At 67.4% G+C, this 16,274-nt stretch carries 16 protein-coding genes; 12 read left to right on the top strand and 4 right to left on the bottom strand.

Annotated features, from left to right (window positions below):
* Positions 1 to 67 precede the first annotated feature (67 nt).
* Both AC3ITN_RS07575 and AC3ITN_RS07570 read right to left on the bottom strand, forming a co-directional pair.
* Entirely contained in the window at positions 68 to 2,770 is a 2,703-nt protein-coding gene (locus AC3ITN_RS07575; RefSeq protein WP_489392526.1) for a TonB-dependent receptor, read from the bottom strand.
* A gap of 220 nt (positions 2,771 to 2,990) precedes the next feature.
* Entirely contained in the window at positions 2,991 to 3,953 is a 963-nt protein-coding gene (locus AC3ITN_RS07570) for a LysR substrate-binding domain-containing protein (RefSeq protein ID WP_489392525.1), read from the bottom strand.
* A 218-nt stretch (positions 3,954 to 4,171) separates the two neighbouring features.
* On the opposite strand from AC3ITN_RS07570, the gene AC3ITN_RS07565 reads away from it, so the two are divergent.
* The 6 genes from AC3ITN_RS07565 (at position 4,172) to fdxA (ending at position 8,863) form a co-directional block, all read left to right on the top strand.
* On the top strand, positions 4,172 to 4,921 hold the full coding sequence (locus tag AC3ITN_RS07565; protein WP_489392524.1) for an SDR family oxidoreductase: 750 nt from the start codon (positions 4,172 to 4,174) through the stop codon (positions 4,919 to 4,921).
* Positions 4,922 to 4,923: 2 nt separating this feature from the next.
* Positions 4,924 to 5,544, top strand: coding sequence for a 2-dehydro-3-deoxy-6-phosphogalactonate aldolase (locus AC3ITN_RS07560; protein WP_489392523.1), 621 nt, complete (start codon positions 4,924 to 4,926; stop codon positions 5,542 to 5,544).
* Positions 5,541 to 6,689, top strand: a complete 1,149-nt coding sequence (gene dgoD / locus AC3ITN_RS07555) for a galactonate dehydratase (protein ID WP_489392522.1) — start codon at positions 5,541 to 5,543, stop codon at positions 6,687 to 6,689. The genes AC3ITN_RS07560 and dgoD overlap by 4 nt, the downstream gene beginning before the upstream one ends.
* A gap of 6 nt (positions 6,690 to 6,695) precedes the next feature.
* Entirely contained in the window at positions 6,696 to 7,601 is a 906-nt protein-coding gene (locus AC3ITN_RS07550; RefSeq protein ID WP_489392521.1) for an SMP-30/gluconolactonase/LRE family protein, read from the top strand.
* Complete coding sequence (locus AC3ITN_RS07545; RefSeq protein ID WP_489392520.1) at positions 7,598 to 8,473, top strand: 2-dehydro-3-deoxygalactonokinase; 876 nt, start codon at positions 7,598 to 7,600, stop codon at positions 8,471 to 8,473. The genes AC3ITN_RS07550 and AC3ITN_RS07545 overlap by 4 nt, the downstream gene beginning before the upstream one ends.
* A 66-nt stretch (positions 8,474 to 8,539) precedes the next feature.
* Positions 8,540 to 8,863 (top strand): ferredoxin FdxA, encoded by a 324-nt coding sequence (gene fdxA / locus AC3ITN_RS07540; RefSeq protein ID WP_313343933.1) that lies wholly within the window; start codon positions 8,540 to 8,542, stop codon positions 8,861 to 8,863.
* Positions 8,864 to 9,855: 992 nt separating this feature from the next.
* Here fdxA and AC3ITN_RS07535 read toward each other — a convergent pair.
* Together AC3ITN_RS07535 and dapA are read right to left on the bottom strand one after the other, a co-directional pair.
* Positions 9,856 to 10,365: a hypothetical protein gene (locus tag AC3ITN_RS07535; RefSeq protein ID WP_489392519.1), complete on the bottom strand. Its 510-nt coding sequence runs from the start codon at positions 10,363 to 10,365 to the stop codon at positions 9,856 to 9,858.
* Positions 10,366 to 10,394: 29 nt separating this feature from the next.
* The gene (gene dapA / locus AC3ITN_RS07530; protein ID WP_313343927.1) at positions 10,395 to 11,288 is read right to left on the bottom strand and encodes a 4-hydroxy-tetrahydrodipicolinate synthase; all 894 of its coding nucleotides are present in this window, start codon (positions 11,286 to 11,288) and stop codon (positions 10,395 to 10,397) included.
* 163 nt (positions 11,289 to 11,451) lie between these two features.
* On the opposite strand from dapA, the gene AC3ITN_RS07525 reads away from it, so the two are divergent.
* The 6 genes from AC3ITN_RS07525 (at position 11,452) to AC3ITN_RS07500 (ending at position 16,268) form a co-directional block, all read left to right on the top strand.
* Entirely contained in the window at positions 11,452 to 12,012 is a 561-nt protein-coding gene (locus AC3ITN_RS07525) for a glycine cleavage system transcriptional repressor (RefSeq protein WP_019183297.1), read from the top strand.
* Between the two features lie 81 nt (positions 12,013 to 12,093).
* On the top strand, positions 12,094 to 12,573 hold the full coding sequence (locus tag AC3ITN_RS07520; protein WP_313343924.1) for a peroxiredoxin: 480 nt from the start codon (positions 12,094 to 12,096) through the stop codon (positions 12,571 to 12,573).
* 81 nt (positions 12,574 to 12,654) lie between these two features.
* Positions 12,655 to 14,052, top strand: a complete 1,398-nt coding sequence (locus AC3ITN_RS07515; RefSeq protein ID WP_313343922.1) for a PhoH family protein — start codon at positions 12,655 to 12,657, stop codon at positions 14,050 to 14,052.
* Positions 14,049 to 14,552 (top strand): hypothetical protein, encoded by a 504-nt coding sequence (locus AC3ITN_RS07510; protein WP_489392518.1) that lies wholly within the window; start codon positions 14,049 to 14,051, stop codon positions 14,550 to 14,552. The genes AC3ITN_RS07515 and AC3ITN_RS07510 overlap by 4 nt, the downstream gene beginning before the upstream one ends.
* A gap of 70 nt (positions 14,553 to 14,622) precedes the next feature.
* Positions 14,623 to 15,432, top strand: a complete 810-nt coding sequence (gene thiD, locus AC3ITN_RS07505) for a bifunctional hydroxymethylpyrimidine kinase/phosphomethylpyrimidine kinase (protein WP_489392517.1) — start codon at positions 14,623 to 14,625, stop codon at positions 15,430 to 15,432.
* Positions 15,429 to 16,268, top strand: coding sequence for an alpha/beta hydrolase family protein (locus AC3ITN_RS07500; protein ID WP_489392516.1), 840 nt, complete (start codon positions 15,429 to 15,431; stop codon positions 16,266 to 16,268). Before thiD ends, AC3ITN_RS07500 begins: the two co-directional genes overlap by 4 nt.
* Positions 16,269 to 16,274: the final 6 nt, after the last annotated feature.

Below are 16,274 nucleotides of genomic sequence, written 5' to 3'. Positions count from 1 at the left end.
GCCTGGCCCGCTTCGTGGTGGAGAGGACGGTCCACGAAGCAGGCAGGCCGACAGACGATCACGCGCCTTACAGGCTGGCGCGCAGGGTGATGCCGTAACGACGATCGTTGATCACGAAGTCGCGGTAGCGCGAGGTGTAGCCAAGATAGCTTTCGTTGCGGGTATCGAGCAGGTTCATGCCGTCCAGCGAGACCGACCAGATGTCGTTGATGTTGAAGCGCAACGAAGCATCGAGCTGGCCGAAGCCCTTGTTGTACACCGGCAGGTTGCCGGTGCCGTTGCCGGCCGTGGTGATCAGCCAGTCGCTGCGCCAGTTGTAGGCGACGCGGGCCTGGAAACGCGGCACTTCATAGCTGAGGATCACGTTGTAGCTGTTCTTGGACAGGCCTTCCAGCGGCACCACCAGCTGGCTGCCATTGGTGTCGGTGGCATTCGGGCTGGGCGCCTTCGAATCGACGTAGGTGTAGTTGGTCTGCAGGCCGAAGTGGCTCATCCAGCCCGGCAGGAAGTCGAAGAACTGGGTATAGCCCACTTCCACGCCCTTGATCTTGCCGTCGTCGCCATTGACCGGGCGGGTGATCTCCCACGTGTCGCCGGCATACACCTCGTTGAACACCGCATTGGCGATGAAGCCGTCGACCTTCTTGTAGAAGGCGGTGCCGTACATCATGGAGCCCTGGCCGAAGTACCACTCCAGCGAGGTGTCGAACTGGGTCGCTTCCATCGGCTTGAGGTTGGGATTGCCGGCCGAGCCGGTGCGCCGGGTCACGCCGCCGGCGTCGGTCGCGCTCAGGCTCAGGTTTGGATTGAGCTTGTCGAAGCCGGGGCGCGAGATGCCCTTCGACGCGGCGAACCGCAGCTGCAGCTGGTCGGTGAACATCCAGCGCAGGTTGAGGCTGGGCAGCACATCGGTATAGGACTGCGCGACGTTCACCGGCAGCAGGCCGCCCCCTTCGATATCGGTGCCGGTACGCACACCGTCGGAGGTCACCTCGGTACGCACCACGCGCACGCCGATGTTGCCATCGAACGGCACGGCGAAGTCATCCACGCCGAAGCGCAGCACACCGTAGGCCGCGTAGGTCTTCTCGCGCTGGGTGTTGATGTTGTTGGGCGAGAATTCCAGCGGATCGGCGCCGAAGTCGGCCAGGGTCTGTTCGTAGTTGTTTACCGAATCACTGGAGGCACTCAGGGTCGGCCCGAAGGCATACCCGTCGCCACGGAAGAAATCGGTGATCGGGTTGGGTACCAGCGCCACGTTCGGGAAGTCGGCGAACGGCGCACCGAGCCACATGAAGCGCCACACGTTGCCCTGGTTCTCGGCCTTGCGGTCGGTGTAGCGCACGCCGGCCTTCAGGCTGCGGGCGAAGCCATCCTCGAACGCCAGGTCCATGTCCGACCGCCAGGAGAACTGGGTGCCCTTGTTGTCGTCCTTGTTGTCCAGGTGGAACTTCCAGCCGACATAGTTGGCCGGATCGGTCAGGTAGCCCTGGTTACCGGCCGCGTCGGTGATCGCCAGGTACGGCAGGTCGCCGCGCAGGTCGATCGTGTAGAACGGCGTGGCATTCATGCCGGTGCCCACGATGTAGCGCGTGCCCTTGGTGGTCGCATCCACGTACTGGAAATCGGTACTGAGGGTCAGGTTCGGCGTGACCGTCCACGTCGCGCCCAGCGAGTAGTCGGTGGTGATCGACGTGCGCTTGGTGAGGCTGGTGTTGGAATCGGCCGGGGTGTTCTGGAACACGCCGCTGACCAGTTCGTTGCGGTCGTTGACCACGATGTCGCGCGCACCCTGCATGGCGTCGCCGCCGCTGTAGGCGAAGAACGAATAGTCCTGCCAGCGGAAGTCGTAGTCCGAGCGCAGCACCTGCGCCTGCACTTCGATGTCATCGCGCGGGCGCCACTGCAGTGCCACCGCGCCGGTGCGACGCTTGCGCTCGCCAACGGTGGTGTTGACACCGGCACCGTGCGGCACGAACACCTCGGTGCCTTCGTAACCGGGCAGGTCGGTCTGCGAGTACCACGGCTCCAGCGAGATGGTGTCCTGGCGGAACGGGCTGGTCTGCTGCGAGTAATTGACCAGCAGGCCGATTTCGCCGATGCCGGTCTGCCAGCGGTCGCTGAACAGGCCCGAGAACGCCGGCTTGCTGTCGTCGGCCAGGTCGTAGTGGTTGTACTGCAGGCTGCCGGCGATCTTGCGGCCTTCATAGTCGAACGGCAGGCGCGTGCGCAGGTCGACCGTGCCACCCAGGCCACCCTCGATCATTTCCGCGGACGGATTCTTGTAGACGTTGACGCCGCCCAGCAGCTCGGCCGACACGTCTTCGAAGCTCAGCCCCCGGCCATCGTTGGCGGTGAAGATGTCGCGCCCGTTGAGCTCGGTGCGGACCTGGGTCAGGCCGCGGATGGCGATGGTGCTGCCTTCGCCGTAGCTGCGCGTGATCTGGATGCCCGAGATGCGCTGCAGGGCTTCGGCCACGTTGTTGTCGGGCAGCTTGCCGATGTCTTCGGCCACGATCGAGTCGACGATCTGCTCGGCGTTCTGCTTGATCTGCTGCGCCTTGGTGACGCTGCCACGGGTACCGGTCACCTGCACGGTGTCCAGCTGGGTAGCCGCCGCCGAGGTGTCCTGGAGATCACTTTGCTGTGCGATGGCCGGTGCGGCAATCAGCAGGGAAACGCAGACCGCCAGCGCACGACGGCGCAGGACGGTAGGGGTGCGCGCAGGCACGGACGCGCCTGTCGCCCCACGGCAACGACGTACTGACATGATGTTTCCCTCCCAGGACACATGTGCTGACGGTGGACGGCGCGTTCGGCGCCGCCTGTATCAATCAGGTTTTTATGGTTATGCCCGCGCCGGCATGGCCGCTGCGGGATACAACACCGCCATCACTTCATGGGTGTTGGCTCGCCGGCAGCTTAGGCAGCGGCAGCCATTCCATGCCAATAAAATATTGGGCTGGATGTATTCCAACCGAGAATACCCCTCAGCCCTCCCCGCGCAGACCGGGGTACAACCAGCGCGCGGTGGTGCGCAGGGCCATCAGCATGCGTTCGGCCGCGGGCGGCAATACGTGCCCGCGCCGGTAGATGATGCCGAACGACTCCATCCGCACCCCCACATCGATCGGCAGCACGGTCAGCAGCTTGGCCTGGATGTACGGCGCCACCGACTCCACCGGCAGGGCCGCCAGCAGGTCGCTGCCGCGCAGCAGGCTGGTCATCACCGGCAGCGAGCTGGTTTCGATGATGTTCTTCGGCGCCGGCAGACCCTGTTCCAGGAACAGGGCATCCAGCCGCGCGCGCAGCACGCTGTCGGCCGGCGGCAGGATCCAGCCGTAGCGGGCCAGCTCGGCGTACTGCAGGCTGTCGCGGTTGGCCAGCGGGTGACCGGCGCGGGCGATGACCGAGTGCGGCTCGTCCGCCAGGGCCTCGAAGGCCAGGTCGGCGGCGCCCTCCGGGCCGAGGATGCGGCCGATCACCAGGTCCAGCTGGCCATCCAGCAGGCGCGCCACCAGCGGCCGGCTGTAGTCCATCTCGACCCGGATCAGGATGTCGGGAAACTCGCGCTTCACCTCGGCGATGGCCTGCGGCACCAGGTTGGTGCCCGGGTTCACCACCGTGCCGATGGACACCTGGCCCATGTGCCCGCTGCGCAGCGCGGCGATCTCCTCGGTGGCCCGCCCGATCTCGGACATGGCCGAGCGCGCCCGGCGCACCAGCACCTGGCCGTACCAGGTCGGCTCGATGCCGCGCGCGTGGCGGTCGAACAGCTTGACCCCGAGCATGTCTTCCATTTCGGCCAGCAGCTTGGACGCGGCCGGCTGGGTCATGCTCGCCGCTTCGGCGGCCCGCAGTACCGAGCCCTGCTCGTGGAGATGCAACAGCAACATCAAATGCCGGGTCTTCAGCCGGGAGGCGTTGACCCACGGGCCCTGCGCAATAGCCATCACGATTCCGCTCAGCGTTGGTGGCCGCATTGAATCACGGTATTCAACACAGGAATAGATCGCCCGAAAAAATTCATTTGATATGAATACCTTCGCGGGCAACCCTCACCGCTCGGTCGCCGCGCCCTGCGCGCCCGTCGCTTACTGGAGCCCTGCCTTGTCCGCTGCTGCTTTGTCGTACCGTCTGCCGTTGGCACTTCGCATGGACACGCTGTTCGATGAGTAAACGACTGAAGGACAAGATCGCGCTGGTCACCGGCGCCGCCAGCGGCATCGGGGCGGCCACCGCCGCGCTGTTCGCCGATCACGGCGCCCGGGTGATCGGGCTGGACCTGAACCCCCCGCACCAGGCGCACCCGGATGTGGACTACCAGTTGGCCGACATCACCGACGGGGCGGCGGTACGCGCCCTGGTGGATGCGGTCGTGATCGCGCACGGCCGGGTCGACGTGCTGGTCAACAACGCCGGCGCCGATGTGTTCGCCGACCCGCTGCAGCTCGACGACGCGCAATGGGAACGCTGCCTGGACCTCAATCTGAAGGGCGCCTGGAACGTGTGCCGCGCGGTGCTGCCGTCGATGCTGGCGCAGCAGGCCGGCGCGATCATCAACATCGCCTCGGTGCATGGCCACCGGATCATCCCGCATGCGTTTCCCTATCCGGTGGCCAAGCACGGCCTGATCGGGCTGAGCAAGGCGCTGGGCATCGAGTACGCCGCGCAGGGGGTGCGGGTGAACTCGATTTCGCCCGGCCTGATCCTGGTGCCGCGCATCGAGGCGTGGTTCGCCAACAGCCCCGACCCGGCCGCCAAGCGACGCGAGCAGGAGCAGCTGCTGCCCTGCCGGCGCATCGGCGAGCCGGCTGAGGTCGCCCACACCGCGCTGTTCCTCGCCAGCGACGAGGCACGCTTCATCAATGCCACCGACATCCTGATCGACGGTGGCCGTTCCCAGCTTTACCACGAGTAGCCATGACCGCACCGACCTTCCAGCTGCCTCTCGTCGCGATCCTGCGCGGCATCACGCCCGAGGACACCCTCGCCCACGTCGGCGCGCTGGTGGACGGCGGGTATGACGCCATCGAAGTCCCGCTGAACTCGCCACGCTGGGAAGCCAGCATCGCGCTGGCACAGCAGGCCTACGGGTCGCGTGCATGGATCGGCGGCGGCACCGTGCTGCACGAGCAGCAGGTGGATGCGCTGGTGGAGACCGGTGCGCGCTTCATCGTCACCCCGAACACGCGTCCGGCGCTGATCCGTCATGCGGTGGCGGCCGGCCTGCAGGTGATGGCCGGTTTCGCGACCGCCAGCGAGGCGTTCGCCGCGATCGATGCGGGTGCGCAGATGCTCAAGCTGTTCCCCGCCGCCACCTACGGCCCCGGCCACGTGCGCGCCCTGCGTGCGGTGCTGCCGGCCGGGCTGCCGCTGTACGTGGTCGGCGGCATCACCCCGGACAACCTCGCCGCCTACCTTGGCGCAGGCGCCGTTGGTGCCGGCATCGGCGGCGATCTCTACCAACCGGCCCAGCCCCTGCAGCGTACGCAGCAGCAGGCACAGGCCTTCCTCCTGGCATACCGGACGACCCACGGATGAAGATCACCCGACTGGTTACCTACCACGCCGCGCCGCGCTGGCTGTTCCTGAAGCTCGAGACCGACGAGGGCATCGTCGGCTGGGGCGAGCCGGTGATCGAAGGGCGCGCACGCACGGTCGAAGCCGCCGTCCACGAGCTGTCGGACCTGCTGGTCGGCAAGGACCCGACCCGCATCAACGACCTGTGGCAGACCATGTACCGCGGCAGCTTCTACCGGGGCGGTGCGATCCTGATGAGCGCCATCGCCGGCGTCGACCAGGCGCTGTGGGACATCAAGGGCAAGGCGCTGGGCGTGCCGGTCTACCAGCTGCTGGGCGGACTGGTGCGCGACCGCATGAAGACCTACCGCTGGGTGGGCGGCGACCGCCCCGCCGACCTGGTCGAGCAGGTGCACCGTTACCGTGCGCTCGGCTTCGACACCTTCAAGTTCAACGGCACCGAAGAGATGCAGCTGCTGGACAGCCCGCGCGCGGTGGATGCCGCCATCGCCAAAGTCGCCGCGCTGCGCGACGCCTTCGGCGACAGCATCGACTTCGGGGTGGACTTCCATGGCCGCGTCGGCGCGCCGATGGCCCGGGTGCTGCTCAAGGAGCTGGAACCGTACCGCCCGCTGTTCGTCGAGGAACCGGTGCTGCCCGAACAGGCCGAGTACTACCCGCGACTGGCCGCATCCACGTCGATTCCGCTGGCCGCCGGCGAACGCATGTACTCGCGCTTCGAGTTCAAGCAGGTGCTGGCGCAGGGTGGCCTGTCGCTGCTGCAGCCCGATCTGTCGCATGCCGGTGGCATCACCGAATGCCTGAAGATCGCGGCCATGGCCGAGGCGCACGACGTCGCGCTGGCGCCGCACTGCCCGCTTGGGCCGGTCGCGCTGGCGGCCTGCCTGCAGGTGGATTTCGTCTCGCACAACGCCGTGCTGCAGGAACAGAGCATCGGCATCCACTACAACCAGGGCGCCGACCTGCTCGATTATGTGTTGAACAAGGACGACTTCCGCTGCGACCATGGCAGCATCGCCGCCCTGCCCAAGCCCGGGCTGGGTGTGGAGATCGATGAGGAGCGCCTGCGCCATGCCCATGAGAATCCGCCCGACTGGCGCAACCCCGTCTGGCGCCACGCCGACGGTTCCGTTGCCGAATGGTGAGCCGCGATGAGCGTTGAACTGGCCCCGGCCACGCTGGCGGTGGACAGCCGCTGCACCCATGGCGAAGGCGTGGTCTGGTGCGAACAGCGGCAGAGCCTGCTGTGGGTCGACATTGCCGAGCGCCGCTTGTGGCAGCACCGCCTGGAAAGCGGCACCACCCAGCACTGGACGCTGCCCGACCGGCCCGGCTGCATTGGCCTGTTCGAGGACGGAACGCTGCTCATCGCGCTGGTGAGTTCGCTGCACCGCGCCGATCTGGCCACAGCCACCGACGGCACCCTGCCACTGCAATGGCTGGCCGATGTGGAGCCGTACAAGCCCTATACGCGCAGCAACGATGGCCGCGCCGACCGCGACGGCAACTTCGTGTTCGGCACCATGAACGAACATCCCGCGCGCGCCGCCGACGGACGCTTCTACCAGTACTCCACCCGCCACGGCCTGCGCGAACTGCCGTTGCCCGGCATCGTGATTCCCAACGCGATCAGCTTCAGCCTCGACGGCCGCACCCTGTACTGGTGCGACTCGGTATCGCCGCGGATCATGGCCTGCGATTACGACCCCGAGCAGGCCAGCACCCGCAACGTGCGGGAATTCACCGCCCTGGCCAACACCGCCGCCGAACCGGATGGCTCGGCCGTGGATGCGGCCGGACGGGTCTGGAACGCCCAATGGCGCGCACGCCAGGTCAGCTGCTACGCAACCGACGGCACGCTGCTGCAGGTGCAGCCGGTGCCGGTCAAGCATCCCACCTGCGCCGCCTTCGGTGGCACCGATCTGCGCACGTTGTATGTGATCAGCTCGCGGCTGGACCATACGCCGGAGGAACTGGCCGCGAGCACGCACGCCGGCAGCCTGTTCAGCGCGCGCCAGGCGCAGCCGGGCCTGCCCGAGAGCCGGATCCGCGGATGATCGCGGTCGACTGGGGCAGCAGCAGCCTGCGCGGCTACCTGCTCGACGAACACGGCGCAATCCTCGACCAGCGTGCGGATGCGCGCGGCATCCTGGGCTGCGACGGCAACTTCGCTGCGGTGCTGGCCGACCTGGTCGACGGCTGGCCCGGCACGATCCTGATGAGCGGCATGATCGGCAGCCGCAACGGCTGGATCGAGCAGCCCTACCTGCCCTGCCCGGCCACGCTGGACGATGTGGCCGCCGCGCTGCACCCACACCAGGACGCGGCGCTGCCGGGGCGTGCGCTGTGGTTCGTGCCCGGGGTGGCGGTGGCTGCGTCTGATGCCCCGCCGGACGTGATGCGTGGCGAGGAAACCCAGCTGTTCGGGCTGGACCTGCACGCCGGCAGCGCGCAGGTCTGCCTGCCGGGCACGCACAGCAAGTGGGCAACGCTGCGCGCGGGCGCCCTCACCGGATTCGCCACGGCGATGACCGGTGAGCTGTTCGCGCTGTTGCGCACACACAGTCTGCTTGGGCGCTTGATGGACGACGGGCAGGCGCTGGACGCCGCCGCCTTCGCGCGAGGGGTGCAACGCAGCGGCGAGCCAGGCGGCCTGCTGCACCACCTGTTCGGGGTGCGGGCGCTGGGCCTGTTCGACCGACTGTCGCCCAGCGCGGCGCCCTCCTATCTTTCGGGTCTGCTGGTGGGCCATGAAATCGCCGCGCTGGCCGATCCCGCGCAGCGCGTGCATCTGGTGGGCAGCGCAGGGCTGACCGAGCGCTATGCAGTGGCGTTGGCACAGCTGGGCTTCACCTCGGCCCAGGCACCTGAAAGCCTTGCGGCGCGGGGCCTGTACCGGATCGCCAAGGCCCGCGGCATGCATGGCTGAGCACGCCACACCAGCATTCAGGTTCAACCTGCTCTAGAATTGCACGGCTTAACGCCGGATTTCCCCATGCCTTTTGTCGTCACCGAAAACTGCATCAAGTGCAAACACACCGATTGCGTGGAAGTGTGCCCCGTGGATTGCTTCCATGAAGGCCCGAACTTCCTGGTGATCGACCCGGACGAGTGCATCGACTGCACTCTGTGCGAACCCGAGTGCCCGGTCAACGCGATCTTCCCCGAAGACGACGTGCCCGCCGGCCAGGAAAAATTCGCGGCGCTCAACGCCGAGCTGGCCAAGGCCTGGCCGGTGCTGACCGTACGCAAGGACCCGCCCGCCGATGCCGGCGAATGGGACGGCAAGCCGGACAAGCTCCAGTATCTGGAGCGGTGAAACGAAAAAGGCGCCTTGGGCGCCTTTTTTGTTTGTTGGTTTTTTATTGGCTAAAGCAAAAGCTAAAGACAAGGACAAGAGCAGCGTTTCATTGTTCCGTGCTGGGGAGGCCGGCGGGCAGCCCCCTCCGGGACACGCCGCAAGGCTTGGCAAAAACTTGCGCGTGTACGCGATCCTGCGTACACGGCAAGACCGGGGTTGGGCGTCCTGCCCAACCCGTCCGGCGCATGCGCCGTACCCATGTTTTTGACAGTCCCTACGGACACTACCCGCCGGCCTCCCCCTCGGGGATCGCGTAGTGCGGGGGGAAGGAGCAGCGACGCATGGCGTCGCTCTACGGCGCCCCGGCTTCCTGGCGTATGGGTGGGCACCAAGGCCCGAAGACCAGGGTTGGTTCCCAAACAACCGCCATTTCACTATCCACACCCGCTAACGCATTGAAACGATCGAGGGCGCTTTTGATCTCGGGTGGCCACCGACCAACTGACAGAGGGTCGGCGGGTGCGGGGGTACGGGACCGTAGAAAACATGGGCCCGGCGCATGCGCCGGGCGGGTTGGGCAGGACGCCCAACCCAGGTCTTGCCGTCTACGCAGGATTGCGTAGACGAGCAAGTTTTCTACGAGCCTACATGGACGTATTTACGGCGTGTCCCGTACCCCCGCACCCGCCGGCCCTGCACGGCAAGCCACCAGCCCACCGGCTGTTCGCCCAAATGCGTGAAGCAGCCGGGCAGGGCCCGGCTCTACGGAACAGGTTGCGATCCAGGGTATACCGACCAGCCACCGCCTTCCCGAACACGTTTGCTACTTGGACGTGTTTACGGCGTGTCCCGTACCCCCGCACCCGCCGGCCCTGCACGGCAAGCCACCAGCCCAGCGGCTGTTCGCCCAAATGCAAAAAGCCGCCGGGCAACGCCCGGCGGCTTCATGAAACGCTGCAATCTCAACGCAGGCCACCGACCAACCGCCGGCCCCTACCGAGAAGCACCCCTTACGGCGCCAGCTTCGCCTTCAGCTCACCCAGCAGCTTGGTCGGGGCCGGGCCGGTGGCCGGCAGGCCGCGCGGGTCGACGGCCGAGACGTAGACGCCGGCTTCGACGCCCACCACGCGGACCAGGAAGTCGCTGCCTTCGTAGCCCACGTCATACGAGCCCAGCAGCTGGGCCTTGCTGGCGATCTTCACGCCGTCGATCGACTCCAGCGCCGTGCCGACCTTGCCGAACACGTCTTCCTTGCTGCCCGGCACCGTGAACCCGCCCGCATTGGCGGCGGGGGTGGACGGGGCCGGCTTCGCGGCCTGCGAGGCCAGTACCGGAATCTGCGCGGACGGGTTGTTGCCCGGCGCGTTCAGGTCCGGCGGCACTTCCAGCGGCCGCATTTCCGGGGCCAGAGCGTAGTCGCCCTTGGCGCCGCGCTTGAAGCAACCGGTGGTACCCACCAGGGTGGCGGTAGCCAGGATCGCGAACGACAGCACGCGGATGGCGGAAACAGAATGACGCATGTGAATCTCCTGGGTCAGGCCACTGCGATTCAGTGGCTGGAAAGTGCTTCAAGCGCACCGATATCGGTGGCAAGGTGTTCAGCGGCCGCGTGGTGGGCCTCGGACAGCGGCAGCAGCGGCAGGCGCAGGCCGTGGCCGATGCCGATCCGGCGCAGCAGGTCCTTCACCGGAATCGGATTGGGCTCCACGCCGCAGAAGTCGTGGAAGGGCTCAAGCCGGGCATCCCAGGCCGCCGTGGCCTCGCGCTCCCCGGCCGCGGCCAGGTCGCACATGCGCCGGTACGCGCCCGGCAGCGCATTCGAGCCGACCGAGATCAGCCCGTCCACACCGGACAGGATCGAGCGCGCCGCCGTGCCATCGTCGCCGCTGAGGATGGCGAAGCCCGGCGAACGCAGGGCCAGCAGGGCCTGGACCCGGCCCACGTCGCCCACCGCCTCCTTGATGCCCACGATGTTCGGGTGCGCGGCCAGTTCGGCCACCGTCTCCGGCAGCATGTCGCAGCCGGTGCGGCCCGGCACGTTGTACAGGATGACCGGCAGCCCGCCCTGGTCGGCCACCGCGCGGTAGTGCGCGACCAGCCCTGCCTGGGTCGGCCGCACGTACGGCGGGGTCACCACCAGCGCATGGCTGGCGCCGCCCGCGGCCGCGCGCCGGGTCTGGTCGATCGTTTTGGCGGTGCCGGACAGGCCGGTGCCGGCCAGGACCGGCACGCGCCCGGCCACGGTTTTCACCGCACTGCGCAGCAGCTGGTCATATTCGTCATCGGACAGGGTCGCGGCCTCGCCGGTCGACCCGGCTACCACCACCCCGTGAACGCCACCCTCCAGTTGCAGCTGCAGCAAGCGCTGCCAACCGTCGGGATCCAATGCGCCATTGGCCTGGAAAGGCGTGGCCAGCGCGGTGATGAGACCGGAAAGGGACAAGGAAACGATGCTCGGAAGAAAGGGGGACGAGGGCCACGTAAACGGCAGCCGGACGTACGTTGCATGTTACTTGCGGGTCGAAAGCGCGGGCAAGTATGCTGGACTCCGGTGAACGCGCCGTCGCCGGCGCCGTTCAGACTCATCCCGCATTACCGGAACCACCTTGACCGACACCACGCCGCGGCCTGCGCCGACCGAAAATCATCTCCTGATCAACGCCTACACGACGCATCCGGAGTCCCCCCTGCTGCCCGTCACCCGGCGCATCGCCGACAGCGGCTGCAACCTGGTCGATGCCCGCCTGGCCACCGTCGGCCGCGATGTCTCGGTCACTGCACTGGCCACCGGTTCGTGGGACTCGGTTGCCAAGCTCGAAGCCATGCTCACCCGCCTGGAGCGCGAGGAAGGCCTGAAGCTGGTCTGGTACCGCACCGGTGCCAAACAGGCCCAGTCCAACCTGCTGCCCTACATCGTGGAAGTGATCGCCGCCGACAAGCCGGGCATCCTGTTCCAGCTGGCCGATTTCTTCGACCGCCAGGGCATCACCATCGAAAACCTGCAGAGCACGCGTTACCGTGCCATGCAGACCGGCGCGGAGATGTTCTCGGCGCAGGTCACCATCGGCGTGCCCGCCAACATGCACATCGCCGCCCTGCGCGACGATTTCCTCGAGTTCTGCGACCACCTCAACCTGGACGCGATCATGGACCCGATGAAGTTCTGACGGCTTCGCGCGTTCGTCACGAACGCGCGGTGTTTCATGCAGTTGTAAGACGTGTCACTCAGGCTCCGAAGCAAGGACCTCATGAACAACGGCGATACCCTGGACAGCACCACCCTCGCACTGCCGCTGGCCCTGTCCGGCGGCGAACACACCACCCTCGGCGATCTCGCCGGCCAGTGGCTGGTGCTGTACTTCTACCCCAAGGACAGCACCCCGGGCTGCACCACCGAAGGCATCGACTTCAATGCCCTGCTGCCCGCATTCACCCGGCTCGACGCCCGGGTGTTCGGCGTCTCCCGGGACTCGGTCAAATCCCACGACAACTTCTGCGCCAAGCAGGGCTTCGCCTTCCCGCTGATCAGCGATGGCGACGAGGCACTGTGCACCGCGTTCGACGTGATCAAGCTGAAGAACATGTACGGCAAGCAGGTGCGTGGCATCGAACGCAGCACCTTCCTCATTTCTCCCGACAGTCGTATCGTGCAGTCGTGGCGCAAGGTGAAAGTGGCCGGCCACGCAGACACCGTCCTTGACGCCCTGAAGGCCGCGAAAACCCAGTGATCAACCCGGCACCCCCAATGGCCATCACCCTGCCCCGCAGGTCGTGATGGCTTGTCCCTGTTCTGCCACCAGGAAATGACGATGACCCGAGGCAAGCGCATCTACGTTCTGGATACCAACGTGCTGATGCACGATCCAACCGCGCTGTTCAAGTTCGAGGAGCATGATGTCTACCTGCCCATGCAGGTGATCGAAGAGCTGGACAACGGCAAGAAGGGCACCACCGAGGCAAGCCGCAACGCGCGCCAGGTGAGCCGCTTCCTCAATGAGCTGGTGCAGGCCTCGGGCCTGGACAACCTGGCCGATGGCATCCCCCTGCAGCGCCCGAACGGGCTGCAGCTGCGCGGCAAGCAGAGCGTGGGCCTGCTGCGCTTCCAGACCAGTCATTTCGACGCGGGCAAGAGTTTCGGCGCCGTCATCCCGGACAACGCCATCCTCGGTGCCATCCTGGCCCTGAAGGAACAGGTGCCGGAGATTCCGGTGGTGTTCGTGTCCAAGGACATCAACCTGCGGATCAAGGCGGCAATCGCCGGGATCGTGTCGGAAGACTACGAGAACGACCGGGCACTGGATGATTTCAGCCTGCTTTACACCGGCGCCACCGAGCTGCCGGAAGACTTCTGGAAGAAGCACACCGACGACCTGCGCAGCTGGAGCGACAAGGGCCGCACCAGCTACGAAATCGTCGCCACCGAAGACGAGGACTGGCACCCGAACCAGTTCGCCTACCTGCCGGGCGAAGACGAGGTCGAGCTGCGCGTGGCCAAGGTCGACGGCAGCGGCAAGGTCACCCTGGCCCTGGTCAACGACTTCCGCGGCAGCCACGCGGTGTGGGGCATCGGCGCGCGCAACCGCGAACAGAACTTCGCGCTCAACGCGCTGATGGACCCGGAGATCGACTTCGTCACCCTGCTCGGCACCGCCGGCACCGGCAAGACCCTGCTGGCGCTGGCCGCCGGCCTGGCCCAGACCATGGACCAGCAGCGCTACCGCGAGATCATCATGACCCGCGCCACGGTCAGCGTCGGTGAGGACATCGGCTTCCTGCCCGGTACCGAAGAAGAAAAGATGACCCCGTGGATGGGCGCGCTCACCGACAACCTGGAAGTGCTCACCCACACCCAGGAAGGCGGCGCGTGGGGTCGTGCGGCCACCAACGACCTGATTGCCAGCCGCATCAAGATCCGTTCGCTGAACTTCATGCGCGGGCGTACGTTCCTCTCGCGTTACCTGATCCTGGATGAGGCGCAGAACCTCACCCCGAAGCAGATGAAGACCCTGATCACCCGTGCCGGCCCCGGCACCAAGATCGTCTGCCTGGGCAATGTCGAGCAGATCGACACGCCCTACCTGACCGAAACCACCTCGGGCCTGACCTACGCGGTGGACCGCTTCAAGAACTGGCCGCACAGCGCGCACATCACGCTGCGCCGTGGCGAGCGTTCGCGCCTGGCCGACTACGCCTCGGAGGTGTTGTGAACCGTTTCCTTCCCCGTGCCGTCCTGCCGCTGGCGCTGGCCGCGCTGGCGGCGGCCTGCACGCCCGCCAACACCCGTCCCGGCATCCGCGTGCCGACCGACGTGCGCAGCGGCCAGTCCTGGGTGGTGACCCGTCCGGTGATCGCCGCCCAGGTCCTGGACACCTGCTCGCGCCCCAGCCCCGGCCAGCCGCCGGGGCGGGTCACCGGCTACTGGGCCCCCAGCCGCCAGCAGGTCGAGCAGCTCGAAGCGCAGCTGCCATCGCTGGAGGCGCAGGTGCCGCATGCCGGTGACTTCGACCGCCAGTACGTGGGTGTCGAGCTCGACGGCCGGCAGCTGATCTACCTCAACGCCTTCCGGCTGCCGGACCACAGCGAGATCGACCCGGCCCGCGAAGCGATCCGCGCCTGCGACGGCGGCCGGCAGTTCTGGGGCGTGCTGTTCGACCCGGCCAGCAGCCAGTTCTCCGAGCTGCAGTTCAACGGCGGCAAGGGCGGCTGACGCCCCTGCATGCCGGGCACTGCCCGGCATGCCCATGGCGCCCTGCACCGCCCGGCGGCACAATCGCGGCATGAGCCCATCCACGCCCGTCTCCGCCCTCACCATCGCCGGTTCCGATTCCGGCGGTGGTGCCGGCATCCAGGCCGACCTGAAAGCGTTTGCCGCACACCGCGTGCATGGGCTCTCGGCGATTGCCGCGCTCACCGCGCAGAACACCCGCGGCCTCACCGCCGTGCACGTGCCCCCACTGGCGTTCCTGCAGGCGCAGATCGATGCCTGCTTCGCCGACTTCGACATCCACGCGGTCAAGCTGGGCATGCTGGCCAACGCCGAGGTGATCGGACGGGTGGCCGACGCGCTGGAAAAATACCGCCCCACCCACGTCGTGCTGGATCCGGTGATGGTCGCCACCAGCGGCGCGCGGCTGCTGGAAGACAGCGCGCTGCACGCGCTGCGCACGCGGCTGCTGCCGCTGGCCACGCTGCTCACCCCCAACACCCCCGAAGCCGAACTGCTGCTCGGGCGCCGCATCGTGAACGCCGACGACGCCGAAGATGCCGCCGCCGCGCTGCTCGACCTGGGTGCCGGTGCGGTACTGCTCAAGGGCGGCCACATGGCCGAGGGAACGCGGGTGATCGACCGCTACTTCGACGGCGTGACCCGCGAGGAGTTCATCCACGCCCGGCTTCCGGTGGATGCACACGGCACCGGCTGCACGCTGGCCTCGGCGATCGCCGCACAGCTATGCTGCGGGCTGTCGCTGCCCAACGCGTGCGAGGCCGCGATCGATTACGTTGCACGCGGCCTGCAGAGCGGATACGCGCCGGGCCGCAGCGAGGTACGGGTCATCGACCACTTCGGCGCGGCGTGGTCGGCATGACGCGCGCCCTGGCCATACCGGTCGAGGCCGACGATGGCCACCGCTTCGAACTGATCGCACGCGCACCGGCGCAACCGCGCGCCCACCTGCTTTGGCTCCCGGCGCTGGGCGTGTCCGCACGCAACTACCAGCCCTTCGCCGACGCGCTGGCCGCGCGCGGCATTGCCGTGTTCCTGCACGAATGGCGCGGCAACGGCAGCAGCCGCCTGCGCCCGTCGCGGCAGCAGGACTGGGGCTACCGCGAGATCCTCGCGCATGACCTGCCGGCCAGCCTGAAGGCACTGCGCCTGCACGGCACGGCCCCGCTGGTCATCGGCGGTCACAGCCTGGGCGGCCAGCTGGCGTGCGTGTTCGCGGGCCTGCACCCGGGCGTGTTCGAACGCTTCTGGCTGGTGGCCACCGGCACGCCGTACTGGCGCGCCTTCCCGGCCCCGCGTGGCTGGACCCTGCCGCTGGTGTACCGCTTCCTGCCGTGGCTGGCGCAGCGGCAGGGCGTGCTGCATGGGCGCCGGCTCGGCTTCGGCGGCACCGAGGCGCGCGGACTGATCCGCGACTGGGCGCGGGTGGGCCTGAACAACCATTACGCCGCCACGGGCATGGCGCAGGACCTGGAGGGCGGCATGCGCAGGCTGCAGGGCCGCGCCAGCGCGGTGGTCATGGCCGACGACTGGTTCGCCCCCACCGGCTCCATGCAGGGCCTGCTGGCCAAGCTGCCGCAGGTGGCATCCGCACTGTCGGTGGTGCCGGCATCGGCACTGGGAACGCGGGCGGACCACTTCGCCTGGATGACGTCGCCGGAGGCCGTGGTGAAGGCACTTTTTCATTCATTTGAATGACGTCCT

The sequence above is a fragment of the Stenotrophomonas sp. KH_036_B genome (genome assembly GCF_057839485.1).
This window is presented reverse-complemented; position numbering and strand designations above follow the sequence as displayed.

Excerpts from the sequence above, each read along its gene's own strand:
- AC3ITN_RS07575 (WP_489392526.1), bottom strand. The coding sequence starts at position 2,770 with ATGTCAGTACGTCGTTGCCGTGGGGCGACAGGCGCGTCCGTGCCTGCG.
- AC3ITN_RS07570 (WP_489392525.1), bottom strand. The coding sequence starts at position 3,953 with ATGGCTATTGCGCAGGGCCCGTGGGTCAACGCCTCCCGGCTGAAGACC.
- AC3ITN_RS07565 (WP_489392524.1), top strand. The coding sequence starts at position 4,172 with ATGAGTAAACGACTGAAGGACAAGATCGCGCTGGTCACCGGCGCCGCC.
- AC3ITN_RS07560 (WP_489392523.1), top strand. The coding sequence starts at position 4,924 with ATGACCGCACCGACCTTCCAGCTGCCTCTCGTCGCGATCCTGCGCGGC.
- dgoD (WP_489392522.1), top strand. The coding sequence starts at position 5,541 with ATGAAGATCACCCGACTGGTTACCTACCACGCCGCGCCGCGCTGGCTG.
- AC3ITN_RS07550 (WP_489392521.1), top strand. The coding sequence starts at position 6,696 with ATGAGCGTTGAACTGGCCCCGGCCACGCTGGCGGTGGACAGCCGCTGC.
- AC3ITN_RS07545 (WP_489392520.1), top strand. The coding sequence starts at position 7,598 with ATGATCGCGGTCGACTGGGGCAGCAGCAGCCTGCGCGGCTACCTGCTC.
- fdxA (WP_313343933.1), top strand. The coding sequence starts at position 8,540 with ATGCCTTTTGTCGTCACCGAAAACTGCATCAAGTGCAAACACACCGAT.
- AC3ITN_RS07535 (WP_489392519.1), bottom strand. The coding sequence starts at position 10,365 with ATGCGTCATTCTGTTTCCGCCATCCGCGTGCTGTCGTTCGCGATCCTG.
- AC3ITN_RS07520 (WP_313343924.1), top strand. The coding sequence starts at position 12,094 with ATGAACAACGGCGATACCCTGGACAGCACCACCCTCGCACTGCCGCTG.
- AC3ITN_RS07515 (WP_313343922.1), top strand. The coding sequence starts at position 12,655 with ATGACCCGAGGCAAGCGCATCTACGTTCTGGATACCAACGTGCTGATG.
- thiD (WP_489392517.1), top strand. The coding sequence starts at position 14,623 with ATGAGCCCATCCACGCCCGTCTCCGCCCTCACCATCGCCGGTTCCGAT.
- AC3ITN_RS07500 (WP_489392516.1), top strand. The coding sequence starts at position 15,429 with ATGACGCGCGCCCTGGCCATACCGGTCGAGGCCGACGATGGCCACCGC.